Origin of the sequence: Corynebacterium sp. P4-C1 (assembly GCF_030503595.1) — a bacterium.
GTDB lineage: Bacteria > Actinomycetota > Actinomycetes > Mycobacteriales > Mycobacteriaceae > Corynebacterium.
In genome coordinates, this window is record NZ_CP129966.1 from 168,038 (window position 1) to 190,299 (window position 22,262).

20 protein-coding genes are annotated in these 22,262 nt (G+C 64.8%); 18 read left to right on the plus strand and 2 right to left on the minus strand.

Annotated elements, in window-relative coordinates:
• Positions 1 to 24 precede the first annotated feature (24 nt).
• From ftsY to ffh, 4 genes are all read left to right on the plus strand, one after another.
• The gene (gene ftsY, locus QYR03_RS00760) at positions 25 to 1,869 is read left to right on the plus strand and encodes a signal recognition particle-docking protein FtsY (protein ID WP_301712437.1); all 1,845 of its coding nucleotides are present in this window, start codon (positions 25 to 27) and stop codon (positions 1,867 to 1,869) included.
• Positions 1,870 to 2,077: 208 nt separating this feature from the next.
• On the plus strand, positions 2,078 to 3,511 hold the full coding sequence (locus tag QYR03_RS00765) for an ammonium transporter (RefSeq protein WP_301712254.1): 1,434 nt from the start codon (positions 2,078 to 2,080) through the stop codon (positions 3,509 to 3,511).
• Positions 3,508 to 3,852: a P-II family nitrogen regulator gene (locus QYR03_RS00770; protein ID WP_301712255.1), complete on the plus strand. Its 345-nt coding sequence runs from the start codon at positions 3,508 to 3,510 to the stop codon at positions 3,850 to 3,852. The genes QYR03_RS00765 and QYR03_RS00770 overlap by 4 nt, the downstream gene beginning before the upstream one ends.
• 104 nt (positions 3,853 to 3,956) lie before the next feature.
• Positions 3,957 to 5,603, plus strand: a complete 1,647-nt coding sequence (gene ffh / locus QYR03_RS00775; protein ID WP_259848732.1) for a signal recognition particle protein — start codon at positions 3,957 to 3,959, stop codon at positions 5,601 to 5,603.
• A gap of 42 nt (positions 5,604 to 5,645) precedes the next feature.
• On the opposite strand, the gene QYR03_RS00780 is transcribed toward ffh, so the two are convergent.
• Positions 5,646 to 7,910, minus strand: a complete 2,265-nt coding sequence (locus QYR03_RS00780; RefSeq protein WP_301712256.1) for an acyltransferase family protein — start codon at positions 7,908 to 7,910, stop codon at positions 5,646 to 5,648.
• 390 nt (positions 7,911 to 8,300) lie between these two features.
• On the opposite strand from QYR03_RS00780, the gene rpsP reads away from it, so the two are divergent.
• The 12 genes from rpsP (at position 8,301) to QYR03_RS00840 (ending at position 19,330) form a co-directional block, all read left to right on the plus strand.
• A complete protein-coding gene (gene rpsP / locus QYR03_RS00785) occupies positions 8,301 to 8,825 on the plus strand; it encodes a 30S ribosomal protein S16 (protein WP_301712257.1) in 525 nt (174 codons plus the stop codon).
• Positions 8,826 to 8,916: 91 nt separating this feature from the next.
• Entirely contained in the window at positions 8,917 to 10,932 is a 2,016-nt protein-coding gene (locus tag QYR03_RS00790; protein WP_301712258.1) for a hypothetical protein, read from the plus strand.
• A gap of 153 nt (positions 10,933 to 11,085) precedes the next feature.
• Positions 11,086 to 11,586: a ribosome maturation factor RimM gene (gene rimM / locus QYR03_RS00795; protein WP_301712259.1), complete on the plus strand. Its 501-nt coding sequence runs from the start codon at positions 11,086 to 11,088 to the stop codon at positions 11,584 to 11,586.
• A gap of 5 nt (positions 11,587 to 11,591) precedes the next feature.
• Complete coding sequence (gene trmD, locus QYR03_RS00800) at positions 11,592 to 12,764, plus strand: tRNA (guanosine(37)-N1)-methyltransferase TrmD (RefSeq protein WP_301712260.1); 1,173 nt, start codon at positions 11,592 to 11,594, stop codon at positions 12,762 to 12,764.
• 131 nt (positions 12,765 to 12,895) lie between these two features.
• Positions 12,896 to 13,243, plus strand: a complete 348-nt coding sequence (gene rplS, locus QYR03_RS00805; protein WP_259848720.1) for a 50S ribosomal protein L19 — start codon at positions 12,896 to 12,898, stop codon at positions 13,241 to 13,243.
• A gap of 176 nt (positions 13,244 to 13,419) precedes the next feature.
• Positions 13,420 to 14,109, plus strand: a complete 690-nt coding sequence (lepB, locus tag QYR03_RS00810; RefSeq protein ID WP_301712438.1) for a signal peptidase I — start codon at positions 13,420 to 13,422, stop codon at positions 14,107 to 14,109.
• A 17-nt stretch (positions 14,110 to 14,126) separates the two neighbouring features.
• Complete coding sequence (locus QYR03_RS00815) at positions 14,127 to 14,780, plus strand: ribonuclease HII (protein ID WP_301712261.1); 654 nt, start codon at positions 14,127 to 14,129, stop codon at positions 14,778 to 14,780.
• On the plus strand, positions 14,770 to 15,075 hold the full coding sequence (locus tag QYR03_RS00820; protein ID WP_087118156.1) for a DUF2469 domain-containing protein: 306 nt from the start codon (positions 14,770 to 14,772) through the stop codon (positions 15,073 to 15,075). Before QYR03_RS00815 ends, QYR03_RS00820 begins: the two co-directional genes overlap by 11 nt.
• A gap of 84 nt (positions 15,076 to 15,159) precedes the next feature.
• Positions 15,160 to 15,552: a YraN family protein gene (locus QYR03_RS00825; RefSeq protein ID WP_259848718.1), complete on the plus strand. Its 393-nt coding sequence runs from the start codon at positions 15,160 to 15,162 to the stop codon at positions 15,550 to 15,552.
• A complete protein-coding gene (locus QYR03_RS00830) occupies positions 15,539 to 17,071 on the plus strand; it encodes a YifB family Mg chelatase-like AAA ATPase (RefSeq protein ID WP_301712262.1) in 1,533 nt (510 codons plus the stop codon). The genes QYR03_RS00825 and QYR03_RS00830 overlap by 14 nt, the downstream gene beginning before the upstream one ends.
• Positions 17,068 to 18,252 carry a DNA-processing protein DprA gene (gene dprA, locus QYR03_RS00835; protein WP_301712263.1) on the plus strand — a complete coding sequence of 395 codons (1,185 nt, stop codon included), beginning with the start codon at positions 17,068 to 17,070 and terminating at the stop codon, positions 18,250 to 18,252. The genes QYR03_RS00830 and dprA overlap by 4 nt, the downstream gene beginning before the upstream one ends.
• Positions 18,253 to 18,415: 163 nt before the next feature.
• Positions 18,416 to 19,330 carry a tyrosine recombinase XerC gene (locus QYR03_RS00840; RefSeq protein WP_301712264.1) on the plus strand — a complete coding sequence of 305 codons (915 nt, stop codon included), beginning with the start codon at positions 18,416 to 18,418 and terminating at the stop codon, positions 19,328 to 19,330.
• On the opposite strand, the gene QYR03_RS00845 is transcribed toward QYR03_RS00840, so the two are convergent.
• On the minus strand, positions 19,293 to 19,838 hold the full coding sequence (locus tag QYR03_RS00845) for a M23 family metallopeptidase (RefSeq protein ID WP_301712265.1): 546 nt from the start codon (positions 19,836 to 19,838) through the stop codon (positions 19,293 to 19,295). The genes QYR03_RS00840 and QYR03_RS00845 overlap by 38 nt on opposite strands.
• Before the next feature lie 329 nt (positions 19,839 to 20,167).
• Between QYR03_RS00845 and rpsB the strand changes: the two genes are divergently transcribed.
• Both rpsB and tsf read left to right on the plus strand, forming a co-directional pair.
• Positions 20,168 to 21,070, plus strand: coding sequence for a 30S ribosomal protein S2 (rpsB, locus tag QYR03_RS00850; RefSeq protein WP_301712266.1), 903 nt, complete (start codon positions 20,168 to 20,170; stop codon positions 21,068 to 21,070).
• A gap of 209 nt (positions 21,071 to 21,279) precedes the next feature.
• Positions 21,280 to 22,098 carry a translation elongation factor Ts gene (gene tsf / locus QYR03_RS00855; protein ID WP_259848711.1) on the plus strand — a complete coding sequence of 273 codons (819 nt, stop codon included), beginning with the start codon at positions 21,280 to 21,282 and terminating at the stop codon, positions 22,096 to 22,098.
• Positions 22,099 to 22,262 lie beyond the last annotated feature (164 nt).

Here is a 22,262-nt window from a genome sequence, read left to right on the forward strand (position 1 = left end):
TCTGGTGGCACTATGGGGGACATGATGAATTCAACTGCACTGTGGGTCACCATCGCCGTCGTCGTGGCGCTGCTCATCATTTTGGGCATCATCATCGTCGTCGGTAAGAACCGTAAGAAGTCCAAGACCGTCTCCTTCGAGAAGAAGGAGCCGGAGCAGCAGAAGGAACTCACCCAGCAGGAGAAATCCGGGAACTACCAGGCCAAGGGCGGGTTCAATTTTGCTCCCGCCGGCGCGCCGACGGCTGAGAAAGAGCCTGTGCGTGTCGACGAACCGCTGAAGCGCGACACCCCCTCCACCTCCGCTAAAGCAGCAGGCGCTGGTGCCGCTGCCGCTGGAGCTGCTGGTGCCGCCGCAGCTTCGGCAGCAAAGCCTGCTGATGCTTCCGATTCTTCTGACGTATCCGATACCACTGGCACCACCGAGATGGAGCAGATCGCGCCGGCACCGACTGCCGCAGACGAGGTCGACCCCGTCGAGCTTGGCGAGACCGAGACCGAAGTGATTGAGCCGGATCCGGCCGAGATCGAGCCGGCGAAGGACCCCGCCCCGGAAGCACAGGTTGATCAGGGGAAGGCTGCACCGCCTGCTAAACCGGAAACCCCCGCTGAGCCAACGGGCAAGCCCGGCGGCATTGCTGGCGCCGACCACTTGGTCGAACCCGAAGTCGCCGCGGATGACTCTCGGGCAGAAGCCGAAGCAGAAGCAGAAGCGAAGGAAGCGGCCGAGGCGGCACGAACGACCGCTGACGCTGCCGAAGAGGCGCGCGAACAGACTCCGGCACCGAAGCCGGATGCCGCTGCTGGTACTACCGGTGCGGCTGGTGCGGCTGCCGCCGGTGCCGGCGCTGCGGCGGCGGGCACCGCAGAAGCAAACGAGGCCGCGGAAGAGACGCAGGCCAGCGTCATCGAGACCGAGCCAGTACCCGACGAGCAGCTGGACGACATTGAGCCGGCAGCGGGCCGCATCGGGAAGCTGCGCGGGCGCCTGTCACGCTCCCAGAACGCGATCGGCCAGGGTCTGCTGGGCATTCTCTCCGCAGGCGACCTCGACGAGGACGCCTGGGAAGAAATCGAGGACACGCTGATCATGGCGGACCTTGGCGCGGAACTGACTATGAAGGTCACCGAATCCCTGCGCGAGAAAATCGCCGAGCGCGGCGTGTCCAGCGAGGAAGAAGCGCGCGCGATGCTGCGCGAGACCCTCATCGAGGCGGGCAAGCCGGAACTGGACCGCTCCATTAAGGCGATGCCGAATAACGGCAAGCCGGCAGTCATCCTCGTCGTCGGCGTCAACGGCACCGGCAAGACCACCACGACCGGCAAGCTGGCGCGCGTGCTCATCTCCATGGGCCACAGCGTGGTGCTCGGTGCAGCGGATACTTTCCGTGCAGCCGCAGCAGACCAGCTGGAGACGTGGGGCCGCCGCGTGGGCGCTTCCACCGTCCGCGGCAAGGAAGGCGCAGACCCTGCGTCCGTCGCTTTCGACGCGGTCAAGACCGGTGTGGAGCAGCAGGCTGACGTCGTGCTCGTCGACACCGCAGGCCGCCTGCACACCTCCACCGGCCTGATGGACCAGCTGGGCAAGGTCAAGCGCGTTGTGGAGAAGAAGTCTCAGGTCGACGAGGTTCTGCTGGTGCTCGACGCCACCGTTGGCCAGAATGGCCTGACCCAGGCGCGCGTGTTCAAGGACGTCGTCGAGATCACCGGTGTCGTCCTGACCAAGCTGGACGGCACCGCCAAGGGAGGCATCGTCTTCCAGGTCCAGGAGGAACTTGGCGTGCCGGTCAAGCTCGTCGGCCTCGGCGAGGGCGCGGACGACCTCGCTCCGTTCGAGGTGGAGGGCTTTGTCGACGCGTTGCTCGGCTAGCTGCGGTTGCGGTTCTATGACTGGCTCATAGGTCCAACCGAATGAATTTAAAATGCGGCATAGGCGTGACCTATGTCGCATTTTTTGCGTTTTGCCGGATTTACGCAGGGTCTGCAGGTTTACGGTTTAAACGGTTGCTGAGACCAGCACCGATAACCGAAAGAGATCTTGTGAGGTGATGAAGGTGATGCCCGAACAGACAGCCACTATGGCAGGTAACACAAGCTGGATGCTTGTGTCAGCGGCGCTGGTGTTGCTCATGACACCGGCGCTTTCGCTTTTCTACGGGGGAATGTCTTCACGCCGAAGTGTTCTCAACATGATGATGATGTCCTTCACCGCGCTCGGAGTCGTGCCGGTGGTGTACGTGCTCTGGGGGTGGTCGGAGTCCTACGGAAGCCAGTCCGTTGCCGGCCTCTTTGCCAACCCGGTCGAGTTCTTCGGTCTGCGCAATTCGATCGTCGATGCGAACGGATCGTATCTCGAAGGTGCTAACGGCTACGCGAATGTTGTCGACATCGTTTTCCAACTGACATTCGCCGTGATTTCAGCGGCGATCATTTCGGGTGCGATTGCAAGCCGCGTGAAGATCGGCGCCTGGATCGCATTCGTCGTCGCGTGGGTGACGCTCGTGTACTTCCCGCTTGCCCACATGGTGTGGGGAGGAGGAATCCTCGGCGAGGGCGAGAACTCGCTTTCTGCTCTGCTATTTGGGCACGAGAACGGTGAAGCCACAATCGTGCCCATTGATTTCGCGGGAGGCATCGTGGTGCACATTTCTGCGGGCACAGCAGCGTTCGTGCTGGCACTGGTTATCGGGCGCCGTCAGGGATTCCCGCATTCCAACTCCCGTCCACACAATCTGCCGTTGGTCATGATCGGCGCCGCCCTGCTGTGGTTCGGGTGGGCCGGCTTCAACGGCGGGTCGGCTTTCGCCGCTGACGGTCTTGCGGGGCTGGCATGGTTGAACACAGTCGCCGCGGCAGCCGCGGCGATGCTCGGCTGGTTGGCGATTGAGCGCCTCCGTGACGGTTACGCGACCTCGCTCGGTGCTTCCTCAGGTCTAGTGGCCGGTTTGGTGGCCATCACACCCGCGGCGGGCGATATCAGTCCTGTCTCTTCTCTCGTTCTGGGGTTCATCGGCGGCATCTTCGCGTGCTTCGGTGTGGGATTGAAATACACCTTCAATTACGACGACTCGCTTGACGTCGTGGGCGTCCACTTGGTGGCAGGTATTTGGGGCACGGTGGGTGTGGCGTTCTTCGCCGATAAGAGCGGAATCTTCACCGGCGGTGGAGCTGACGGGTGGAAGCTTCTCGTCGTGCAGACCCTCATTGCTGTGGTGGCCATGCTGCTTAGCGGTGTCATCACGCTGCTGATCGCGCTCGCGATCAAGCACACTATCGGCTGGCGCATTACCCGCCAGCAGGAATTCGAGGGAATCGACTACTCGATACACCGCGAAACGGGCTACGACTTCGGCGGCCCCGGCATGCGGCCGGGAGGTCTCCCCGCCGGCAATAAACCGGCTGCGGACCTCGGTTTGAACGAGTCCCGGGAGCACCACGAACCGCATTCCGGCAAAGCGGGTACAACTCAGAAGAAAGAGGTCGCCACTCGCGAGAAGGAGATTGAACGATGAAACTCGTCACCGCAGTCATCAAACCTTTCACCCTTGAAGACGTTGTCGTCGCGCTGGAAAACGCCGGCATTCAGGGCATCACGATCACCGAAGCGCAGGGCAGGGGCAGGCAGCGTGCCGGCGTCGAGTTTTACCGCGGAGCACAGTACTCATCGCCGTACGTGGCCAAGCTCAAGCTCGAAGTGCTGGTGACTGATGCGCAAGAGGCTGCGGCGGTCGACGCGATTTTGGGTGCGGCTCACACTGGCGAGGTCGGGGACGGAAAGATTTGGGTGTCGCAGGTCGAACGCGCCATCCGTGTCCGCACGGGTGAAACCGATGAGGACGCGATCGTGGATTAGCGGTACCGGAACCCCTTCACTTATGGGCGTTGAGTGTCGGCGCGCTAGGGTATAGGGAAGTTTCTGTCTTATCCCTCTACCGTTCTCCAAGGAGCGTGCCACACGTGTTCGAGTCATTGTCCGACCGCTTGCAATCAGCGCTCAAAGGCCTGCGCGGCAAGGGCAAGCTCACGGAAGAGGACATCAACGCCACTGCCCGTGAGATCCGCATCGCCCTGCTCGAGGCAGATGTCTCCCTGCCGGTCGTCCGCGCCTTCATCAAGCGGGTCAAAGAGCGCGCGCTCGGTGCCGATGTCTCCGAGGCGCTGAACCCGGCGCAGCAAGTCATCAAGATCGTCGACGAGGAACTGACCAACATCCTCGGCGGCGAGACCCGCCGGCTGAATCTGGCCAAGAACCCGCCGACGGTGATCATGCTTGCCGGCCTGCAGGGTGCCGGTAAGACGACGCTGGCGGGCAAGCTTGCCCTTCACTTGACCAAGCAGGGCCACACCCCGATGCTGGTGGCCTGTGACTTGCAGCGTCCGGGTGCGGTGCAGCAGCTGGAGATCGTCGGCAAGCGGGCTGGCGTTCCCACCTTCGCGCCGGACCCTGGCACCTCCCTAGATTCGAGCGAACATGAGATGGGCACATCCCACGGCGACCCGGTCGAGGTGGCCCAAGCCTCGATCGAGGAAGCCCGCCGCACCCACGCCGACGTGGTCATCATTGATACCGCAGGCCGTCTCGGCATCGACGAGACGCTGATGACCCAGGCGCGCAACATCCGCGACGCCGTCAACCCGGACGAAGTCCTCTTCGTCATCGACGCCATGATCGGCCAGGACGCCGTCGCCACCGCACAGGCCTTCGCCGACGGTGTCGATTTCACCGGTGTCGTGCTGACCAAGCTCGACGGCGACGCGCGCGGCGGTGCCGCCCTGTCCATCCGTGAGGTCACCGGCAAACCGATCCTCTACGCGTCCACCGGCGAGAAGCTCGAAGACTTCGACATCTTCCACCCGGACCGCATGTCCAGCCGCATCCTCGGCATGGGCGACCTGCTCTCCCTCATCGAGCAGGCCGAGGCGACCATGGACCAGCAGAAGGCGGAAGAAGCCGCCATGAAGCTCGGCTCCGGCGAGCTGACACTCGAGGACTTCCTCGACCAGCTGCTGATGATCCGCCGCATGGGCCCGATCGGGAATCTGCTGAAGATGATGCCGGGCGGCAAGCAGATGAACGAGATGGCCGACATGGTCGATGAGAAGCAGCTCGACCGCATCCAGGCCATCATCCGCGGCATGACCCCGCAGGAGCGCGAGGACCCGAAGATCCTCAACGCTTCGCGCCGCAAGCGCATCGCCAACGGCTCCGGCGTCACTGTCGCTGAGGTCAACCAGCTCGTGGAGCGCTTCTTCGAGGCGAAGAAGATGATGGGCAAAATGGCCAACCAATTCGGCCTGTCCGGCATGCCGGGGATGGGCGGGATGCCGGGCATGGGCCGTTCCGCGACGAAGAAGAAGCCGAAGGGCCGCAAGGGCAAGAACGGCAAGCGCAAGCCCGCGAAGAAGCGGGGCGGCGGCCCGAAGATGCCGGGAATGCCGGGCAAGGGCGGAATGCCTGGAATGCCCGGGATGCCGGGCATGGATCAGCTCGATCCGGCCCAGCTGAAGAAAATGCAGGAACAGCTCCCGCCCGGAATGGACGGCATCGACCTGAATAACTTGGACTTCAACGAAGCCATGAAGCGCATGGGCCGGGGCAAGTAGCCCTCAGAGTTCTGTCCCTCCCGCACCGCGCGGGAGGGATTTTCATTGCTCACCGAGTTCGGGGAGGATGTCCGGGTTCGCCTCGACGCTCGGCTTGCCGACGTCTTCTGCGTCCACACCTTCACCCTGCCGCAGTGTGGGAGCCCCGTCTTCAGGGTCGAGATCTGGGGAGGCCCCGTCGACAGGGATGCCCAGGGCAGTGAAGACCTCCTGGAGTTTCGCCCACAGCAGCGGGGCGGTGGTGGCGGCGAATGCGTTGGAGACGTGGTTCTGGTCGCGGTAGACATACACGTTGCCGATGATGGGCGGGCAGAGCTCTGCATCGCAGTACCAGTCGGCGGTGTCCAAGCCCCACTGCTTGTTCTCCGGGAAGAGGTATTCCTGCGACGGATCGGCATCGCCGTAGACCGTCTGGCGCAGGGTGGAGCAGGCCTCGAAGTCGTTTCCGGCGAGCAGACACTCGTTGGGGTCCATGTGGTCGCCTTCGCGGCTGAACACCCACGGGTTATCCCGCAGGCCCAGGAACGGAATGTCGTTGGCCTGGAGCTCCTCCCACACCGTCGCGTAGGAGCTGGGCACCATGTCGGGGCCGGGGTTGCCCTCGCCGGCGCGGCCCTCGGGGCGGGTGGCGGTGGAAAGCGTCAGGTCCGGGTGCATCTCGATGATGCGGTTGAACGCCAGGCGCGACCACTCCGCGCACTCGGGGCTCACGGTGTCCAAGTCGTCGAGGATCAGCGGGCACGCCTGGCGCACGATCGGCATCACCTTGAAACCGTGTTCGCGGCCGAGCTTATCCAGCGGGATCAGCCACGGTTCGGAGTGGGAACCGCCGAAGATGACAACGGTGGTCTCAGCTTCCGGGTCGCCCCACACACAGTGGGGGCCGGGCAGCATGTCGGCCGGCTGGTCCATGAAGATGATGCAGTTGTCATCCGCCGTCGGCGGGAAGATATCCGCGATCAGGTTGGGATCCGGCTGCGCGGGGGCCTCGGGCACGTCCGCGCCGAAATGGGCCATGGCGCCCGGGTAATTCTCGGAGGCGAGGTCGAAGTCGGCGTCATTCACCTGGCGCGCGTAAACCGGCTGGATAGCCAGCAAGCCGACGAGGAGGGCACCGATCAGGGCGCCGCCGACGGCGCGGCCGCGCCCCTCAGGCGTCGACAAGCTCGCCTTCGCGTTGCGCACCGGCGTGTCACCCGCCTTCGGGCGCTTGCCGTGCTGGCGAAGCGGATCCTCGACCAAGGTGTAGGTCAGGTGCGCCAGGCACAGCGACAGGGCGATGACCAGGATGCCGAGGCCCACCGTCGGCGTCGGGCGACCCGACTTCACCGTGAATAGAATCAGCAGCGGCCAGTGCCAGAGGTACAGCGAATACGCCACCTTGCCCAGCCACAGGATCGGGCCCGACGACAGCACGCGCGCCACCGGTTGGTCAGGTCCAGCCATGACAACGAGCGCCGCACCCAGCAGCGGAATCAGCGCCGCCGGGCCGGGAAATGCCAGGGAGGTAGTGATGATTGCGCCGGTCATCGCGATCGCCGCCACGCCGAGCCCCGCCGCGAAACCGCGGAATTTCTCCGGGATCAGATTCGTCACCGGCAGCATCGCCAGCAGGGCACCGAACGCCAGCTCCCACAAACGCGAGGGGAACTCGTAGTAGTTCTGCGGCGTGCCCACCAAGCCGAAGCGCGAAGCGTACGTGAACGATGCCACTGCGAGCACCGCGAGCACACCGATGATGCCGCGGCGCAGTTTCTGGTTGCTCACGCCGACGCGCGACGCCAGGAACGCCACGATCACACCGGACGTGATGGCGAAGACGTAGAACTGCCCCTGCACTGACATCGACCACAGGTGCTGCAGGGGAGAGGTCTCCGCGCCCGCCGCTGCATAGTCCAGGTTCTGCGAGGCCAGCTCGTAGTTCTGGTAGTACAGCACCGCGGCGGTGAACTGCTTCGCCAAATCAGCGCTCATGATCTCTGGCGTCAGCCACCTGATGCCCGCGTAGATCGCCGCCAGCACCACCGCCAGGGCAGGAAGCAGGCGGCGCGCTGTGCGCCAGAACGGCCACCACGGATTCAACGATGGATTCGGCCGCATCGCGTACCGCAGCTGCGAGCCCATGAAGAAGTAGCCCGACAGCAACAGGAACACATCGACGCCGCCGGACACGCGCCCGACGAAGACATGGAACAGCACCACCAACCCGATCGCGATGCCGCGCAGACCGTCCAGGTCGTTGCGGTACGCAGTCTTCAGCGCAGGCATTGCGGCCTTCTCCTGCTTGGTGGTTACCGTGGTCGTCATCTCGTGAATAATCCGTAAGCTCTGGGGAATCGGGACGAATCGAAAGAAAACAATGCGGAAAGAAAAACAGACTCGCTAGCGTTGACTGTCTGTTTCTCCCGTTCTTCCTGTGGAGACTCTACCGCCGATACCCTCGAACACTGTTAACCCGCGCCTCGTTTTGGTGTGCCGCTAATGGCGGGGGTAGTGTATTCGGGGTCGAAGCGCGTCCGCATGGCGGTGCGCGCGGCGGCACCGACTGCGTAAGCGCCGGAACCGGCACCATTTTCGCGGAAGCGGGGATGCCACCGACCGGCCTCGTCACACGCAGATTAAATCTAAGGGTTGAACCGGCCCGTCGATAAGCGGCGGGTGACTGAACTGCCCAGTGACCAAGTAAGGACTTTCAACATGGCTGTGAAGATCAAGCTGCAGCGCGTGGGCAAGATCCGCAACGCCCAGTACCGCGTTGTCGTCGCCGATGCCCGCACCCGCCGTGACGGCCGCGTCATCGAGAACATCGGCATCTACCACCCGAAGGAAGAGCCGTCGCTTATCCAGATCGACTCTGAGCGCGCCCAGTACTGGCTCGGTGTCGGTGCTCAGCCGACCGAGCCGGTGCTCGCACTGCTCAAGGTGACCGGAGACTGGCAGAAGCACAAGGGCGAGGAAGGCGCCGAGGGCACCCTCAAGGTCGCCGAGGAGAAGCCGTCCAAGCTCGACCTGTTCAACCAGGCCCTCGAGGAAGCTTCCAACGGCCCGACCGCCGAGGCCATCACCGAGAAGCGCAAGAAGGCCAAGGAAGAGGCAGAGGCTAAAGCAGCTGCCGAGGCTGAGGCCGAGGCCAAGGCGAAGGAAGAAGCTGAGGCCGCTGAGGCTGAGGCTGAGGACACCCCGGCCGAGGAAGACAAGGCTGAGGAGTCTGAGGAGAACTAAGCTCCCCGCTCTCGTGCCCGTACACCGCAAGGTGTGCGGGCATCTTGCTTATCGACGTCACGCCTCGTCCCGCCCACGTACCGTGATAGACATGCCGATCACGCTGCACATCTTGAAACCGCCCGCGTCCGTCATCGCCGTGCACCACGAACTGGTCAACGCCCTTTATTCCGCTGACCTTGACAACCTCCACACCCCAGACCCGTCAATGCGGGATGCCGCCGTGAAGCTGAGCCAGATCGTGGGGTACGAGGTCCCCGCCCACAAAGTCATCACTCTGGAGATCGATCCGGCAAACGCTGACCGGCAGATCGGGCAGATTGAGCACCTGGCGTTCGTCGATAAGCTCCTCGTTTTTCTCGGCGATGCGGGCTTGTACGTCAACGCGTCGGGCCTCGATCTCCAGGAGACGTTCGTGCCGGTCCAGATGACCAGCTCGACTGGCACGGTGTGGCGCCAGGTCGGGGAGCGCACCGTCGACATTGCTTTCGAGGACGCTTTGCGCGCACCGGATCCTGTCGGCGCGTGGATCCTCATTGTGACGACGTACGGGAATGCGGACTCCTACGGCGGTTCGCTCAGCATGCGCCTCGAGGCTGACGGCGAGTGGACGCTGATTCTCCGCTACGCGCCAGCTGAATCCGGCGAGCAGAAGCCCGCCCAGACCCTGCGTGTGCTCACCTACGAGGAGGCGCGGGCCATCCTGCTGGCGTTCGCCGACATCTGCGAGGAGATCCACGAGCTCGACTGGCGGGACGCCGCGCCCGGCGAGGCCACGCTCCGCCCGATGGCGTACCAGCAGAACATGCCGCTGCGTCGCCTCGACGCCGTCGCCGACCTGCCCGCAGGCATCATGATGCGGCTCCACAACTTGAGTTGGGGCGAACTGCGATACGGCCGTGACGCCAGTGGTGCATGGAACGCCACAGAAACCGGCCTTTTGGGTGTGCGTATCAGCCGAGATTTCGACACGCTCGATGAATTGATGGCGCTTGTCTACGCATACGTGACCCGACAAGGCAGCGAAGTTTCAGAGATGATGCAGAATCATTCCCGGGCGCGTACCGAATTCGTCTGGGATAAAGACGTGGTGGAAGCCACCGCCATGGTGCTTCCTGAACGCAGCGCCCCGTTCATGAACTCGACGATCCGCTTTCTCCACCACAACCGTGCCTGCCGTAACCGTCCCGCCTCAGCGCGGATGCGCGACTTCGTCGACAGCGTCAACCGTGAACTGGTTGACTTTCTCGTTGACGGCCCTGCAGAGCCAGCAGACCTGACGAGACTGCGGTTGCGCAATCCCGGCGCCATACCTCAGCTTTACGCCCTTGCTAAAAGAAGTGGCGTTTCTGTCGTGGTTCACGGCGACCATGTCTTATACAACTCCTCCGGCGAGTACGAGGAAGGGCATGAACCCGATCCAGTCGTGGTGTTCAACAACGGCCTGCCGTTTCTCGGGTGGAAAGTCCCTTCACTGAACGCGTTTATGGAGGGAATCGGGAAAGTCGCCGCTGGGTGCGTTCTCTCCGTCCTTGTCGAGGGCACCTTCGGCACCCGCGGGCACCGCGCTGATTACCAGACGATGATCTTTGAGAAAGACGGGCAGCTCACCACCACATTGCTTTACCCGGACGGCACCTACTTCGAGCGCGACAACATCAGCCTCGACGATGCCTCGTGGATCTTCTCCATCGCAGGAGATTTCAAACGCATCACGGACCCGTCCCTGTGGGGGCGGTCCGGCAAAATTCAGGTAGAGGAAAATCGCCGTCTACTGCAGGTTCTGAAGATCGGGCCCACTGAGTCTGCCGGGAGATTTCACCCCGTGGCGATCGAAAGAATCCTGAGTAACGGGTTGAACAACGCTGGTGACCGGTACTGCATTCTCGACGTCACCGGCGATGACGCCTTCGTCGAGATTCGCCGCGTCGACCAGGAGGAGGCCTTGCCGTATATCGTCGAGGCCCATTACGTCGGCGATGACGACGTGACCCGCAATTATTCATTCCGTTTCGCCGACCTCCAGTTCGCAATGCGTGCCGTATCCTCCTTTGCCGCGGGTGATATGGACCAGGTCATGACGGAAGCAGGTCTCTTTAAACTGTGATCTCCGCCCTGGGGGCGGGCTATCCGCAGTCCCAACCGAAGAACACCCGGTCGAAACTGCGGGCAGCCAGATCGTCGGGGGGAGGATGCAGTCATTCACGCACTTCGGGTAGCCGCCCAGGCGTCTGACGTCCGCGCTGGTAGCCTGAGCTGCATGGAAATCCGGATCGGCAGGGTTGTGAAGTCGCACGGCGTGCGCGGCGAGGTCGTCGTGGAGCCGCTCGCGGACGACGAGGACGTCTTCTTCGCGGTGGGCGAGGTGCTGCACGGCCGCCAGGCGGGCAAGGAGCAGGACCTGACCATCGCGGCGGTGCGCCCGCACCAGAAGCGCCTGCTGGTCACATTCGAGGAGGTCGCCGACCGTACGGGCGCGGACTCGTTGCGGGGCACGCAGTTCTTCGCGGAGCCGCTCGCGCGCGACGAGGATTCAGACGAGTACTACGACCACGAGCTCATCGGCTTGCGCGTGCTTATCGATGGCTCCCACGCCGGCGATGTCACCGGTGTGACCACCATGCCGAACCGGAAGCTGCTCGAGGTGGACTACAACGGCAAGGAGGTCCTGATCCCGTTCGTCATGGATATCGTGCCGGAGATCGACTTGGACGAGGGATACCTGGTGATCACCCCGCCGGAAGGGCTGCTGGAACTGTGAGCGCGATGAGGCTCGACATCGTCACGATCTTCCCGGAGTACTTGGACCCGCTGCGCCACGCGCTGCTCGGCAAAGCGATCGAGCAGAAGATTCTCTCGGTCGGCGTGCACGACCTGCGCGACTGGGCGATGGGAAACCACAAGTCCGTCGACGCGCCGCCGCTCGGCGGGGGACCGGGCATGGTGATGCTGCCCGAGGTGTGGGGGAGAGCACTGGACGACGTCGCCGCCGGCCGCACAGGCACCGAACTCGACACCGCCGCCGCCCACCGCAACGACAAGCGGCGCCACGACGAGGTCGCACGTGTTGCGCCGCGCCCGTATGCAGCCGATACCGCTGGCGAAGTGGACAAACCCTTGTTGCTCGTCCCGACCCCAGCCGGACAACCGTTCACGCAGGCCGACGCGCAGGCTTGGTCGCGGGAAGAGCACATTGTCTTCGCGTGCGGCCGATACGAGGGCATCGACCAGCGTGTCTTCGAGGACGCGGAGAAGACGTACCGGGTGCGGGAGGTCTCCATCGGGGACTACGTGCTCATCGGGGGAGAGGTCGCGGTGCTCGTCATCGCCGAGGCCGTCACGCGTCTCATCCCCGGGGTTCTAGGCAACACAGAGAGCCACGAGGAGGACAGTTTTTCCGACGGTCTGCTCGAGGGTCCGTCGTTCACGAAGCCGCGTCACTGGCGCGGCATCGATGCGCCGGAGGTCCTGCTCTCGGGTGATCACGGGAAGATCGCGCGGTGGCGCCGCGACCAGTCGCTCGAGCGGACCCGTCGCGTGCGCCCAGAGCTCATCGCCAAAGCGCGGGCGGAAGGGACGCTCGATAAGGACGACCTGTTCACGCTCGATGCGCGCGACGCCACCACCGATCTCCACGTCATCATGAACGCCACCGCGTGGGAGAAGGCGCAGAACAAGGTCGCCAAAAAGCTCAGGCGCGCAGGCTTTATTGCGGAGCTTATCGATGTCGCCCCCATCGACGACCGCTGCCACCCAGATAACTCATTGGTGAACCAGTACTTGGCTGCCGAGGAAGGCCCGTTGCTGGATCCCGTTTACCGTGTCGTGGTCAAGGGGCGCACCGTCTTAGAGCCCGCGCGGGCCACAGCTGCTGTGGTCAACGCGCTACCGCAGGTCGAGTACTGGCAGGGAACGACGGCGCTGGCGGGGCGTCGATAAGCGGATTTGGGAAGCTACCGGCCTGTATGCAAGAATGTCTGGGTCATGTAGCCGACATGAACCAGTTGAGCGTGCGCCGAAACGGTGCCGCCGCTAGGGTCCTCTGTCCAAATCTGAAAAGGAATACTGCCATGTCCAACGGCATTATCGATAAGGTCGACGCAGGCCAGCTGCGCGACGACATCCCGGCTTTCCGCCCCGGTGACACCCTCGGCGTCCACGTCAAGGTTATCGAGGGCAACGTCACCCGTACCCAGCTCTTCGAGGGCTTCGTCGTCCGTCGTCAGGGCTCCGGCATCCGCGAGACCTTCACCGTCCGCAAGATCTCCTTCGGTATCGGCGTTGAGCGCACCTTCCCGGTGCACTCCCCGAACATCGACCACATCGAGGTCCTGCGCCGCGGCCGCGTCCGCCGTGCGAAGCTGTACTACATGCGCGACCTGCGCGGTAAGGCAGCCCGCATCAAGGAGCGCCGCTAAACAGCGGTACTCCACGCCCCCTCCCCGTTGACAGCCTTTTCTAGGCGAGCGGGAGGGGGCGTTTCGTTTTCACGCTGATAAGGTGATTCGCCGTGACAGAATATTCGCAACCGCGCCCCCGGCCCCGTCCAGCCCGCCGACGCCGCGACGATGAGGACAACGCCACACCGTGGTACATCGAGATCCCCCTGGTGATCGTGCTGACGTTGGCCTTGATCTTCGTGCTGCAGACGTTCGTCGGCCGCGTCTACCTGATCCCGTCGGCGTCGATGGAGCCGACGCTGCACGGCTGCGACGGCTGCAACGGCGACCGCATCTTCGTGCAGAAGGTCAGCTACTACTTCTCTGACCCGGAGCCGGGCGATGTGGTGGTCTTCGAGGGCGCTCCGTCCTGGAACACCAACTATGTCTCCAACCGTTCCGATAACCCCCTCGTTGCGGGGCTGCAGCAGCTCGGTTCGTACGTGGGGCTCGTCGCCCCGGACGAGAACGATCTGGTCAAACGGGTGGTGGCCACCGGCGGCCAGACCGTGTCGTGCCAGGCCGGCGACCCGGCTGTGATGGTGGACGGCAAGCCGATCGACCAGTCCTACGTCCTCGACCCGCCGGCCAACCCGGTCGTGGGTGAGGACGGTTCCGCCGAGTGCGGCGGCGCATTCTTCGGTCCTGTCACGGTGCCGGACGGCAACATCTTCGTCATGGGCGACAACCGCACGAATTCTGCCGATTCGCGCTACCACATGGGCGACGAGTTCCAGGGCACGATCCCGGTGGACAACGTCCGCGGCAAAGTCTCCTTCATTATTTTGCCGTTGACCCGCATTGGACCGGTGAAGGACGGCGACGTCGAACTGCAGCAGCAGTAGCTGCCCGCGCTGTGCACATGCGCACGTTGAAGCAGCTGCGCACCTACGAGGTAGCGCTGGACAAGGCGGGATTCGGCCCCGTCGCGGGCATCGACGAGGCGGGGCGCGGAGCGTGTTTCGGCCCCATCACCATCGCGGCGTGCGTGCTCCCGCCGCAGCCCCTCGCGGCGCTCGACGGCCTGACGGACTCCAAGAAGCTCACGGCGAAACGGCGCGAGGAGCTGTACGGGGCGATCGTCGATACGGCGCTCGCCCAAGCGGTCGTGCACATCCCCGCGGCGGAGATCGATTGCCGCGGCATCCAGAACGCCAACCTCGACGGCGCACGCCGCGCAGTCGCCGCGCTCGGCACCGACCCAGGCTACGTGCTCGTCGACGCTTTCCGCGTCCCCGGTCTCACATCTCCGCAACTGCCCGTCATCGGTGGGGACTACACCGCCCGTTGCATCGCCGCCGCCAGTGTGCTGGCCAAAGTCAGCCGCGACCGGTTGGTCACACAGATGGGGGAGGAGTACCCGGGGTACGGCGTCGAGAAGCACAAGGGCTATTCGACGCGCGCCCACATGGACGCGGTGCGCCGCCACGGCGCGAGTGCCGAGCATCGCTACACTTATGCCAACGTTGCTGCAGCCCACGAGATGTACATGAGGAGCACACACGATGAGCGCTGAGGACCTGGACAATTACGAGGCTGAGGTTGAACTGTCCCTCTACCGCGAATACCGCGATGTCGTGAGCCAGTTCTCCTACGTCGTCGAGACCGACCGCCGCTTCTACCTCGCCAACGCCGTGGAGCTCATCCCGCACACCGAGGGCAAGGATGTCTACTACGAAGTCCGTATGTCCGACGCCTGGGTGTGGGACATGTACCGCGCCGTGCGTTTCGTGCGCTACGTGCGCGTGATCACGTACAAAGACGTCAACATCGAGGAGCTGGATAAGCCCGAAATGGTCATCCCCGAGTAAATTTTTCGCTTCTCGACGGATCCATCCGCCCCTTCCCCTCGTCTAACTAAGTGCACGCACTTCAGTTGACAGAGGGGATTTTTCATGCACGCGAAAACGAGTGGGCACGACCAGCAGGACCAGTTCATGCTGGGCCGGTGCGGCGAAGCAGCCGCCGCAGCCTGGTACGAGGACCTGGGCTACGAGATAGTCCAGCTACGTTACCTGGCCAAAGGGGGTGAGATCGACGTCATCGCCCGCGCGCCTGACGGGACGGTCGTCTTCGCCGAAGTGAAGACCCGGCGGGGGAGAAGCTTCGGGGCCGCGGAAGCCGTCACGGCGACGAAACTGCGCCGCATCCGCACCGCCGCCGCCCAATGGCTGGACGTGCAGGACGGCGGCTACTCGCCTGTGCGTTTCGACGTCATAGAAGTCATCTACGACGGCGTCAACGTGTCCACCCGCATGTACCAGGGGGTCGACGATGCCGCTTGCTAGCACCTTCTCCGCCACCGTCGAGGGCGTCGGCGCGCACTGCGTCACCGTTGAAGCCAACGTCGGGCCCGGACTGCCCGGCATGCACATCGTGGGCTTGGGTGACAAGGCCGTCGGTGAATCGCGCGACCGCATCCGCACAGCCGTGGCCAACTCGACGCTGCCGTGGCCCCGGACCAAGATCATGGTGTCGCTCTCGCCCGCTAACCTGCCCAAGGCCGGCTCCCAATTCGATCTGGCCGCAGCGTTGGCGGTGCTCGCGAGCATGGACCCGCGCGCCGAACGCCGATTGAAGCGCAGCCTCATCGTCGGCGAGCTCGGCCTCGGCGGGCAGCTACGGCGGGTCGACGGGATCCTCCAGATCATCCTCGAAGCCCTCCACGGCGACGAGCGGACGGGGATCGAGCACGTCATCATTCCCGCCGGCAACGCCCACGAAGCTGCCCTGGTCGGGCATCCAGCGGTGAAGATCGCCGGCAGTCTCACCGACGCGTGGCACTGGGCGGTCGGGGAGCGCGAATTGCCCGGGCTCGAAACAGTGAGCCACACAGTCCACCCCGTCCACGTTCCCGATTTCCGCGACATCGTGGGCCAGGAGCATGAGCGCCGCGCTATGGAGATCGCCGCAGCCGGGGGACACCACGTGCTCATGATCGGTTCGCCAGGCTCCGGGAAATCCATGCTCGCCGAGCGCCTCCCGTCGATCCTGCCGGACCTTACGCCCCAGCAGGTCGTGGAGGCCACAGCCATCCACTCCATCTCCGGAAACTCAACGGGGGAGGTGATCATGCAGGCCCCGTTCGTCGCCCCGCACCCGTCGCTGGGGCGCGCCGCCCTCATCGGAGGCGGCTCGGGAATACCGCGTCCCGGTGCTGTCAGCCACGCCCACCACGGTGTGCTCTTCCTCGACGAAGTCAGCGAGATCGACGCCCACACCCTCGACGCACTGCGCGTCCCGCTGGAAAAGGGCGAGGTGCGCCTGACACGCGCGCGCCGGGAGGTGGTCTACCCGGCTAATTTCCAGCTCGTCATGGCGGCGAATCCGTGCCGCTGCGGAGTGGACAACGCCGCGAAGTGCACGTGCCGGTCCTCCGAGCGGGCCACATACCTGCGCAACCTGTCGGGTCCGCTCCGCGACCGCATCGACATCAGCCTGACCACCACATCCGTCGGTGCGTTGGTGACCAACGGTGACAACGAATCCTCCGCCGCCATCGCTGAGCGGGTCCTCGCCGCGCGTGACAGGGCGCGGCGGCGCTGGTCCCAGGCAGGACTTCCGGCCACCACCAACTCCCGCGTCCCCGGAGCTGTCCTGCGCAGACACTTCCCGGCCGACGAGGATGGCATGGGAGTGATCGGCAAAGCACTCAGCGACGGCATCATCACCCAGCGCGGCGTCGATCGGCTCCTGCGGTTGGCGTGGACGGTGGCGGACCTCGGGGGCGTCGATAAGCCGCGTCTCGCCGAGGTAATGGACGCCCTCGACCTGCGCGCCACACAGCACGCGGAGGTGATGGCATGAGCACCCTCGAATCCTGGGCATACCTCAACCGCGTCGTCGAGGGACCGAACCGCCACGTGCTCGCGCTTCTCGACGCCGGACGAACCCCCGACGAACTCGCCCACGCCATCCGCACCCGCGCCAGCTGGCTCGGCGAGCTCGGTCCCGCCACCGAAACCCGCTACACCTGGGACCAGCCGGCCGAAGACCTCGCCATCGCCGAAGAACACGGCTACACCCTGCTCACACCCGACTCACCGGAATGGCCGCGCGAGGCCATCGAGGCATCATTCGGGGCGGCGTTGGCGGGGGCGTCGAAAAGCGATGGTGCTCTACCGTCCGACGCATACGCCCCGCACGGACTGTGGGTGCGCGGCAACACGAACCTCGCGCAACTTTTCGCCCGGGCCGCCGGAATCGTGGGCACCCGTGCCGCGTCCTCGTACGGACACCACGCCGCCGCCGACCTGTGCCGGGGGCTGACGCGCCACCAGCACACCATTGTCTCTGGCGGGGCGCTCGGCATCGACACCGTCGCCCACACGACGACCCTCGACGCCGGGGGAGCCACTGTCGTCGTCGCCGCGTGCGGCGCCGGGCAGACCTACCCCCGGCGCAACGAGCAGCTCTTCGACCGCATCGCCGCCTCCGGGGGCGCCGTCATCACCGAATACCCGCCAGGAGCTACGCCGGACCGCCACCGCTTCCTCACCCGCAACCGCCTCGTCGCCGCACTGACGCAGGGAACCGTCGTCGTGGAAGCGGCGTTCCGGTCCGGCGCGCTCAACACCCTAAAATGGGTCGAGGCGTTCAACCGCGTCGCCATGGCCGTGCCCGGCCCCATCCTCGGACCCGGCTCCCTGGGCACCAACCTCGCCATCCGCGACGGCCGGGCCTCCATGGTGCTCAGCGCCGACGATGCCCACGAGCAGCTCAGCGCAATCGGCACCTCCGACGTCGACGGCCAATACGAGATCGACTTCGCCGCCGATGCCGTGCAGCGACTCTCCCGCAACGAACTCCGCGTCTACGACGCCCTGCCGCTCGCCGACACGGGAGGGCTCGAAGCGGCCGAGATCGCCGCGGCCTGCGGGTTCACCATCGGACTGACCGTCCATCTGCTCATGGACCTCTCCGGGAAGGGCCTGGTATCCCGGAAAGGGCAGCTGTGGGAACGCAGCGACCGGGAAAGGGCCTCGTAACGGCCTCGTAAGGGCCACGCGACGACACGTAACGGCCGCCCTACGTTCGTAACCCCTTCCGCCGAGTTCGTTCTCGTTCCTCGTTCGCGCGAGTCCACCGCGCAGTCATATACTTCCCGGTGGAATACCGGTAGTTGACGGCAACTGGAAGGCAGGGCGTGCGATGGCTCAGCTCGAAGCGGCGATTGACGATTTCGCCGACTACGCCCTGCTCGTCAAAGGACGCTCGCCGGCCACGGTGAAGGGCTACCGCAGCGACCTGCGCACGCTGGTGCCCTTCGCCGGGACATTCGCCGACTTCACGCTGCCCACCCTGCGCGCCTGGCTGGCGGACGCGCTCCGCGCCGGGCTCGCCCGCTCCACGATGGCGCGGCGCACGGCCGCGGTACGGGCCTTCTCCACGTGGGCGTACGAGCGCGGGCACCTCGATTCCGATGTCGCCGCGCGACTCGCCACCCCCCAGGTCAACCGCCACCTTCCCGACGTGGTCACGCCCGCGCGCGCCGAGCAGCTCGTCGAGGCGGAGATCAACGCCGACGCTGCCTCGCCCGAAGCGGCTCGCGACCGCGCGATGCTCGAGCTCCTCTATGCCACGGGCATGCGTGTCGCGGAGCTCACCGGCCTCGACACCGGAGATATCGATGCCTCCCGGCGCCTCGCCCGCGTGACAGGCAAGGGCAACAAGCAGCGCGTCGTGCCTTTCGGCGACAACGCGGCCGCAGCTATCGACACCTGGCTCGCCCGCCGCGGCGAACTCCTCAACAACGGCGCGGGTAGCTCTGCGGCTGCGTCGGCAGATGCCACAAAGGCGCTGTTCCTCGGCTCCCGAGGCGGGCGTATCGACCAGCGCCAAGTGCGCCGGGTCGTGGAGCGCGCAGCGCAGCGCACCGGCGACAGCGACCTAAGCCCCCACGCCCTACGCCACAGCGCCGCCACCCACATGCTCGAGGGAGGAGCGGACCTGCGCGTGGTGCAGGAGCTGCTCGGGCATTCGTCGCTGCAGACGACGCAGATCTACACCCACGTCTCAGCGCAGCGGCTCAAGAGCGTGTACGACCGTGCGCATCCACGGGCTTGAGGCGGATCTGGGGAGCGTCGAGAAGCGTGAGCGGATTGATGTACGCATCCGGACCCGTGCGCGCACCCCAGTGAAGCCCGTCGTGACCGCCCGACGACGGTGCCAATCGCCCGATCACCTCTCCCTCCTCTACCTCGTCGCCCACCTTGACCGTCGCGTGGACAGGCTGGTAGGTGGTGCGGATGCCGTCGGCGTGATCCACCGACAGCACCGGCACGCCCGCGACCACCCCGGTGAAAGCGACGACACCGTCCTCCGCAGCAAGAATGTCCTGTCCCGTCCGGGCGGCCAGATCCACGCCGCGGTGGCCGGCCAGCCAATTGTGCTCTGGGATGTCGGCGGAACGGGTGACATGCGCCGCCGTCGGTGAACCGGTTGTCGGGTCGACGTACGCGGCCGCGGGACCGGCCCCGGCCCCGGCGGCGAAGGCGGCGAGCGGAAGGAATATGGACAGCAGGAGGAACGCGGAACGGGGAAGGGGAGCAGCACGTAAACGGGAAGTGTTCATAGGGCTATTTTTAAGGGAGGGAGGACCACAGAGCGCCGCAATGCGGAATGCCCTGTGGATAACTCCGCTGCATCCACAACCTTGCGCGCCTCGAATTGGCGCGCACGCAGCAACGATGTAAGCTTGGTGCTCAGCAGTGTGTCCACTGGGGTGCGCTGACTACGCGCGGCGAAAATGCCTGGTCACAGATGTGGCGAAGGTGCTGCAATCCGCAACGGTCCTCCTGCGGAAACACGGGAGGCGTGGATGTGGCTCGTCGCTAGGGTGCGGGCAAAACCCGCACGAACCGCAAGAAACCGAACAACTTTAACTCCCAAGGAGACATTCCCATGGCAGTCGTAACCATGCGTGAACTCCTCGACGCCGGTGTGCACTTCGGCCACCAGACGCGTCGTTGGAACCCGAAGATGCGCCGCTTCATCTTCACCGACCGTAACGGCATCTACATCATCGACCTGCAGCAGACGCTGACCTACATCGATGAGGCATACGAATTCGTCAAGGAGACCGTCGCCCACGGCGGCACCATCCTGTTCGTCGGCACCAAGAAGCAGGCCCAGGAGCCGGTCCAGGAAGAGGCCGACCGCGTGGGCATGCCGTACGTCAACCACCGCTGGCTCGGTGGCATGCTGACCAACTTCCAGACCGTGTCCAAGCGCCTCGCCCGCATGAAGGAGCTGCAGGCCATGGACGCAGCCGAGGACGGCTACGCAGGCCGCGGCAAGAAGGAAGTCCTGATGCTCACCCGCGAGCGCACCAAGCTCGAGCGCGTCCTGGGCGGCATCTCCGATATGACCAAGACCCCGTCCGCGCTGTGGATCGTCGACACCAACAAGGAGCACATCGCTGTCTCCGAGGCGCAGAAGCTGCGCATCCCGGTCGTCGCAATCCTGGACACCAACTGCGACCCGGACCTCGTCGACTACCCGATCCCGGGCAACGACGACGCCATCCGCTCCGTGAAGCTGCTCACCCACATCGTGGGCGAGGCAGTCGTCGCCGGCAAGCAGCAGCGCGAGGAGCGCCAGCTGGCCAAGGCTCGCGAGGCCGCTGGTGACGCACCGGCAGCCGAGGCCAACGAGGCCGCTTCCGAGGCCCCAGCCGAGAAGGCAGCCCAGCCGGAGACCCCGGCAGCTGAGGCGGCAGAGAAGACCGCCGCACCGGCCGACAAGGCTGCTGCCGAGGCTGTCAAGAACGTCGACTCCGCCAAGAACGACGTCGACCCGGTCTAAGTTCCGCGCCGACGGCCGCAACGGAAACGTTGCACCCATGCACATGCCCCCGCGTCACACCAGACGTCCCAACTTCATCGAGGACACTGGGCGCGGGGGTTTTGCGTGCGACACGGCAGCTGGGCATGCCGCGCTGCGGTAAGTCCACTACGCTGTCAGTTGACCTTTACACATACTTTTAGTCCCACAATGAGGAGGGTCGCCCAACTATGGCGAACTACACCGCTGCAGACGTGAAGAAGCTGCGCGAAACCACCGGTTCCGGCATGCTCGACTGCAAGAAGGCTCTGGAGGAATCCGCTGGCGATTTCGAGAAGGCCGTTGAGATCCTGCGCATCAAGGGTGCGAAGGACGTGGGCAAGCGCGCTGAGCGCAACGCTCTCGAGGGCTTGGTTGCAGTGTCGGGCAGTACGATCATCGAGATCAACTCCGAGACGGACTTCGTGGCTAAGAACGACGAGTTCAAGCAGCTTGCCGACGACGTTGCAGCCGGCGCCGCCGCCGTCAAGGCCAATACTCCGGAGGAGCTCGCTAACGCCGACGTCAAGGGCCAGACCGCCGCTGAGGCTGTTCAGGCTCTGTCCGCGAAGATCGGCGAGAAGCTGGAGCTGCGCCGCGCCGCCACCATCGAGGGCGACAAGGTCGAGGTGTACCTGCACCAGAAGGCCGCTGATCTTCCGCCGGCAGTCGGCGTGCTCGTCGCCTACACCGGTGATAACGCTGAGGCCGCGCACCAGGTTGCCCTGCAGATCGCGGCTATGAAGGCCCGTTACCTGTCCAAGGACTCCATCCCGGCTGAGGTCGTCGAGAAGGAGCGCGCGGTCCAGGAGGAGATCACCCGCAGCGAGGGCAAGCCGGAGGCGGCTATCGAGAAGATCGTCGAGGGTCGCCTGGGCGGCTTCTTCAAGGATGTCGCTCTGCTCGAGCAGCCGTCGCTGGCGGACTCCAAGAAGACCGTCCGCCAGTACGCCGAGGAGAACGGCATCGAGGTCACGGACTTCATCCGCTACGAGGTCGGCCAGCAGTAAACGCTGACTTCACGGATCCCGGTGCGCCGCTTATCGACGGTAGCCCGGGATCCTTTTCTTTTGCCCACCCGCCTTGCCGCTAGAATCGGTGGGTGAATTTTCGCCCCCACATCCGCCTTCCACGTTAAGGAGCTTTCGGTGACTGACCACGGCACTGCCAACAG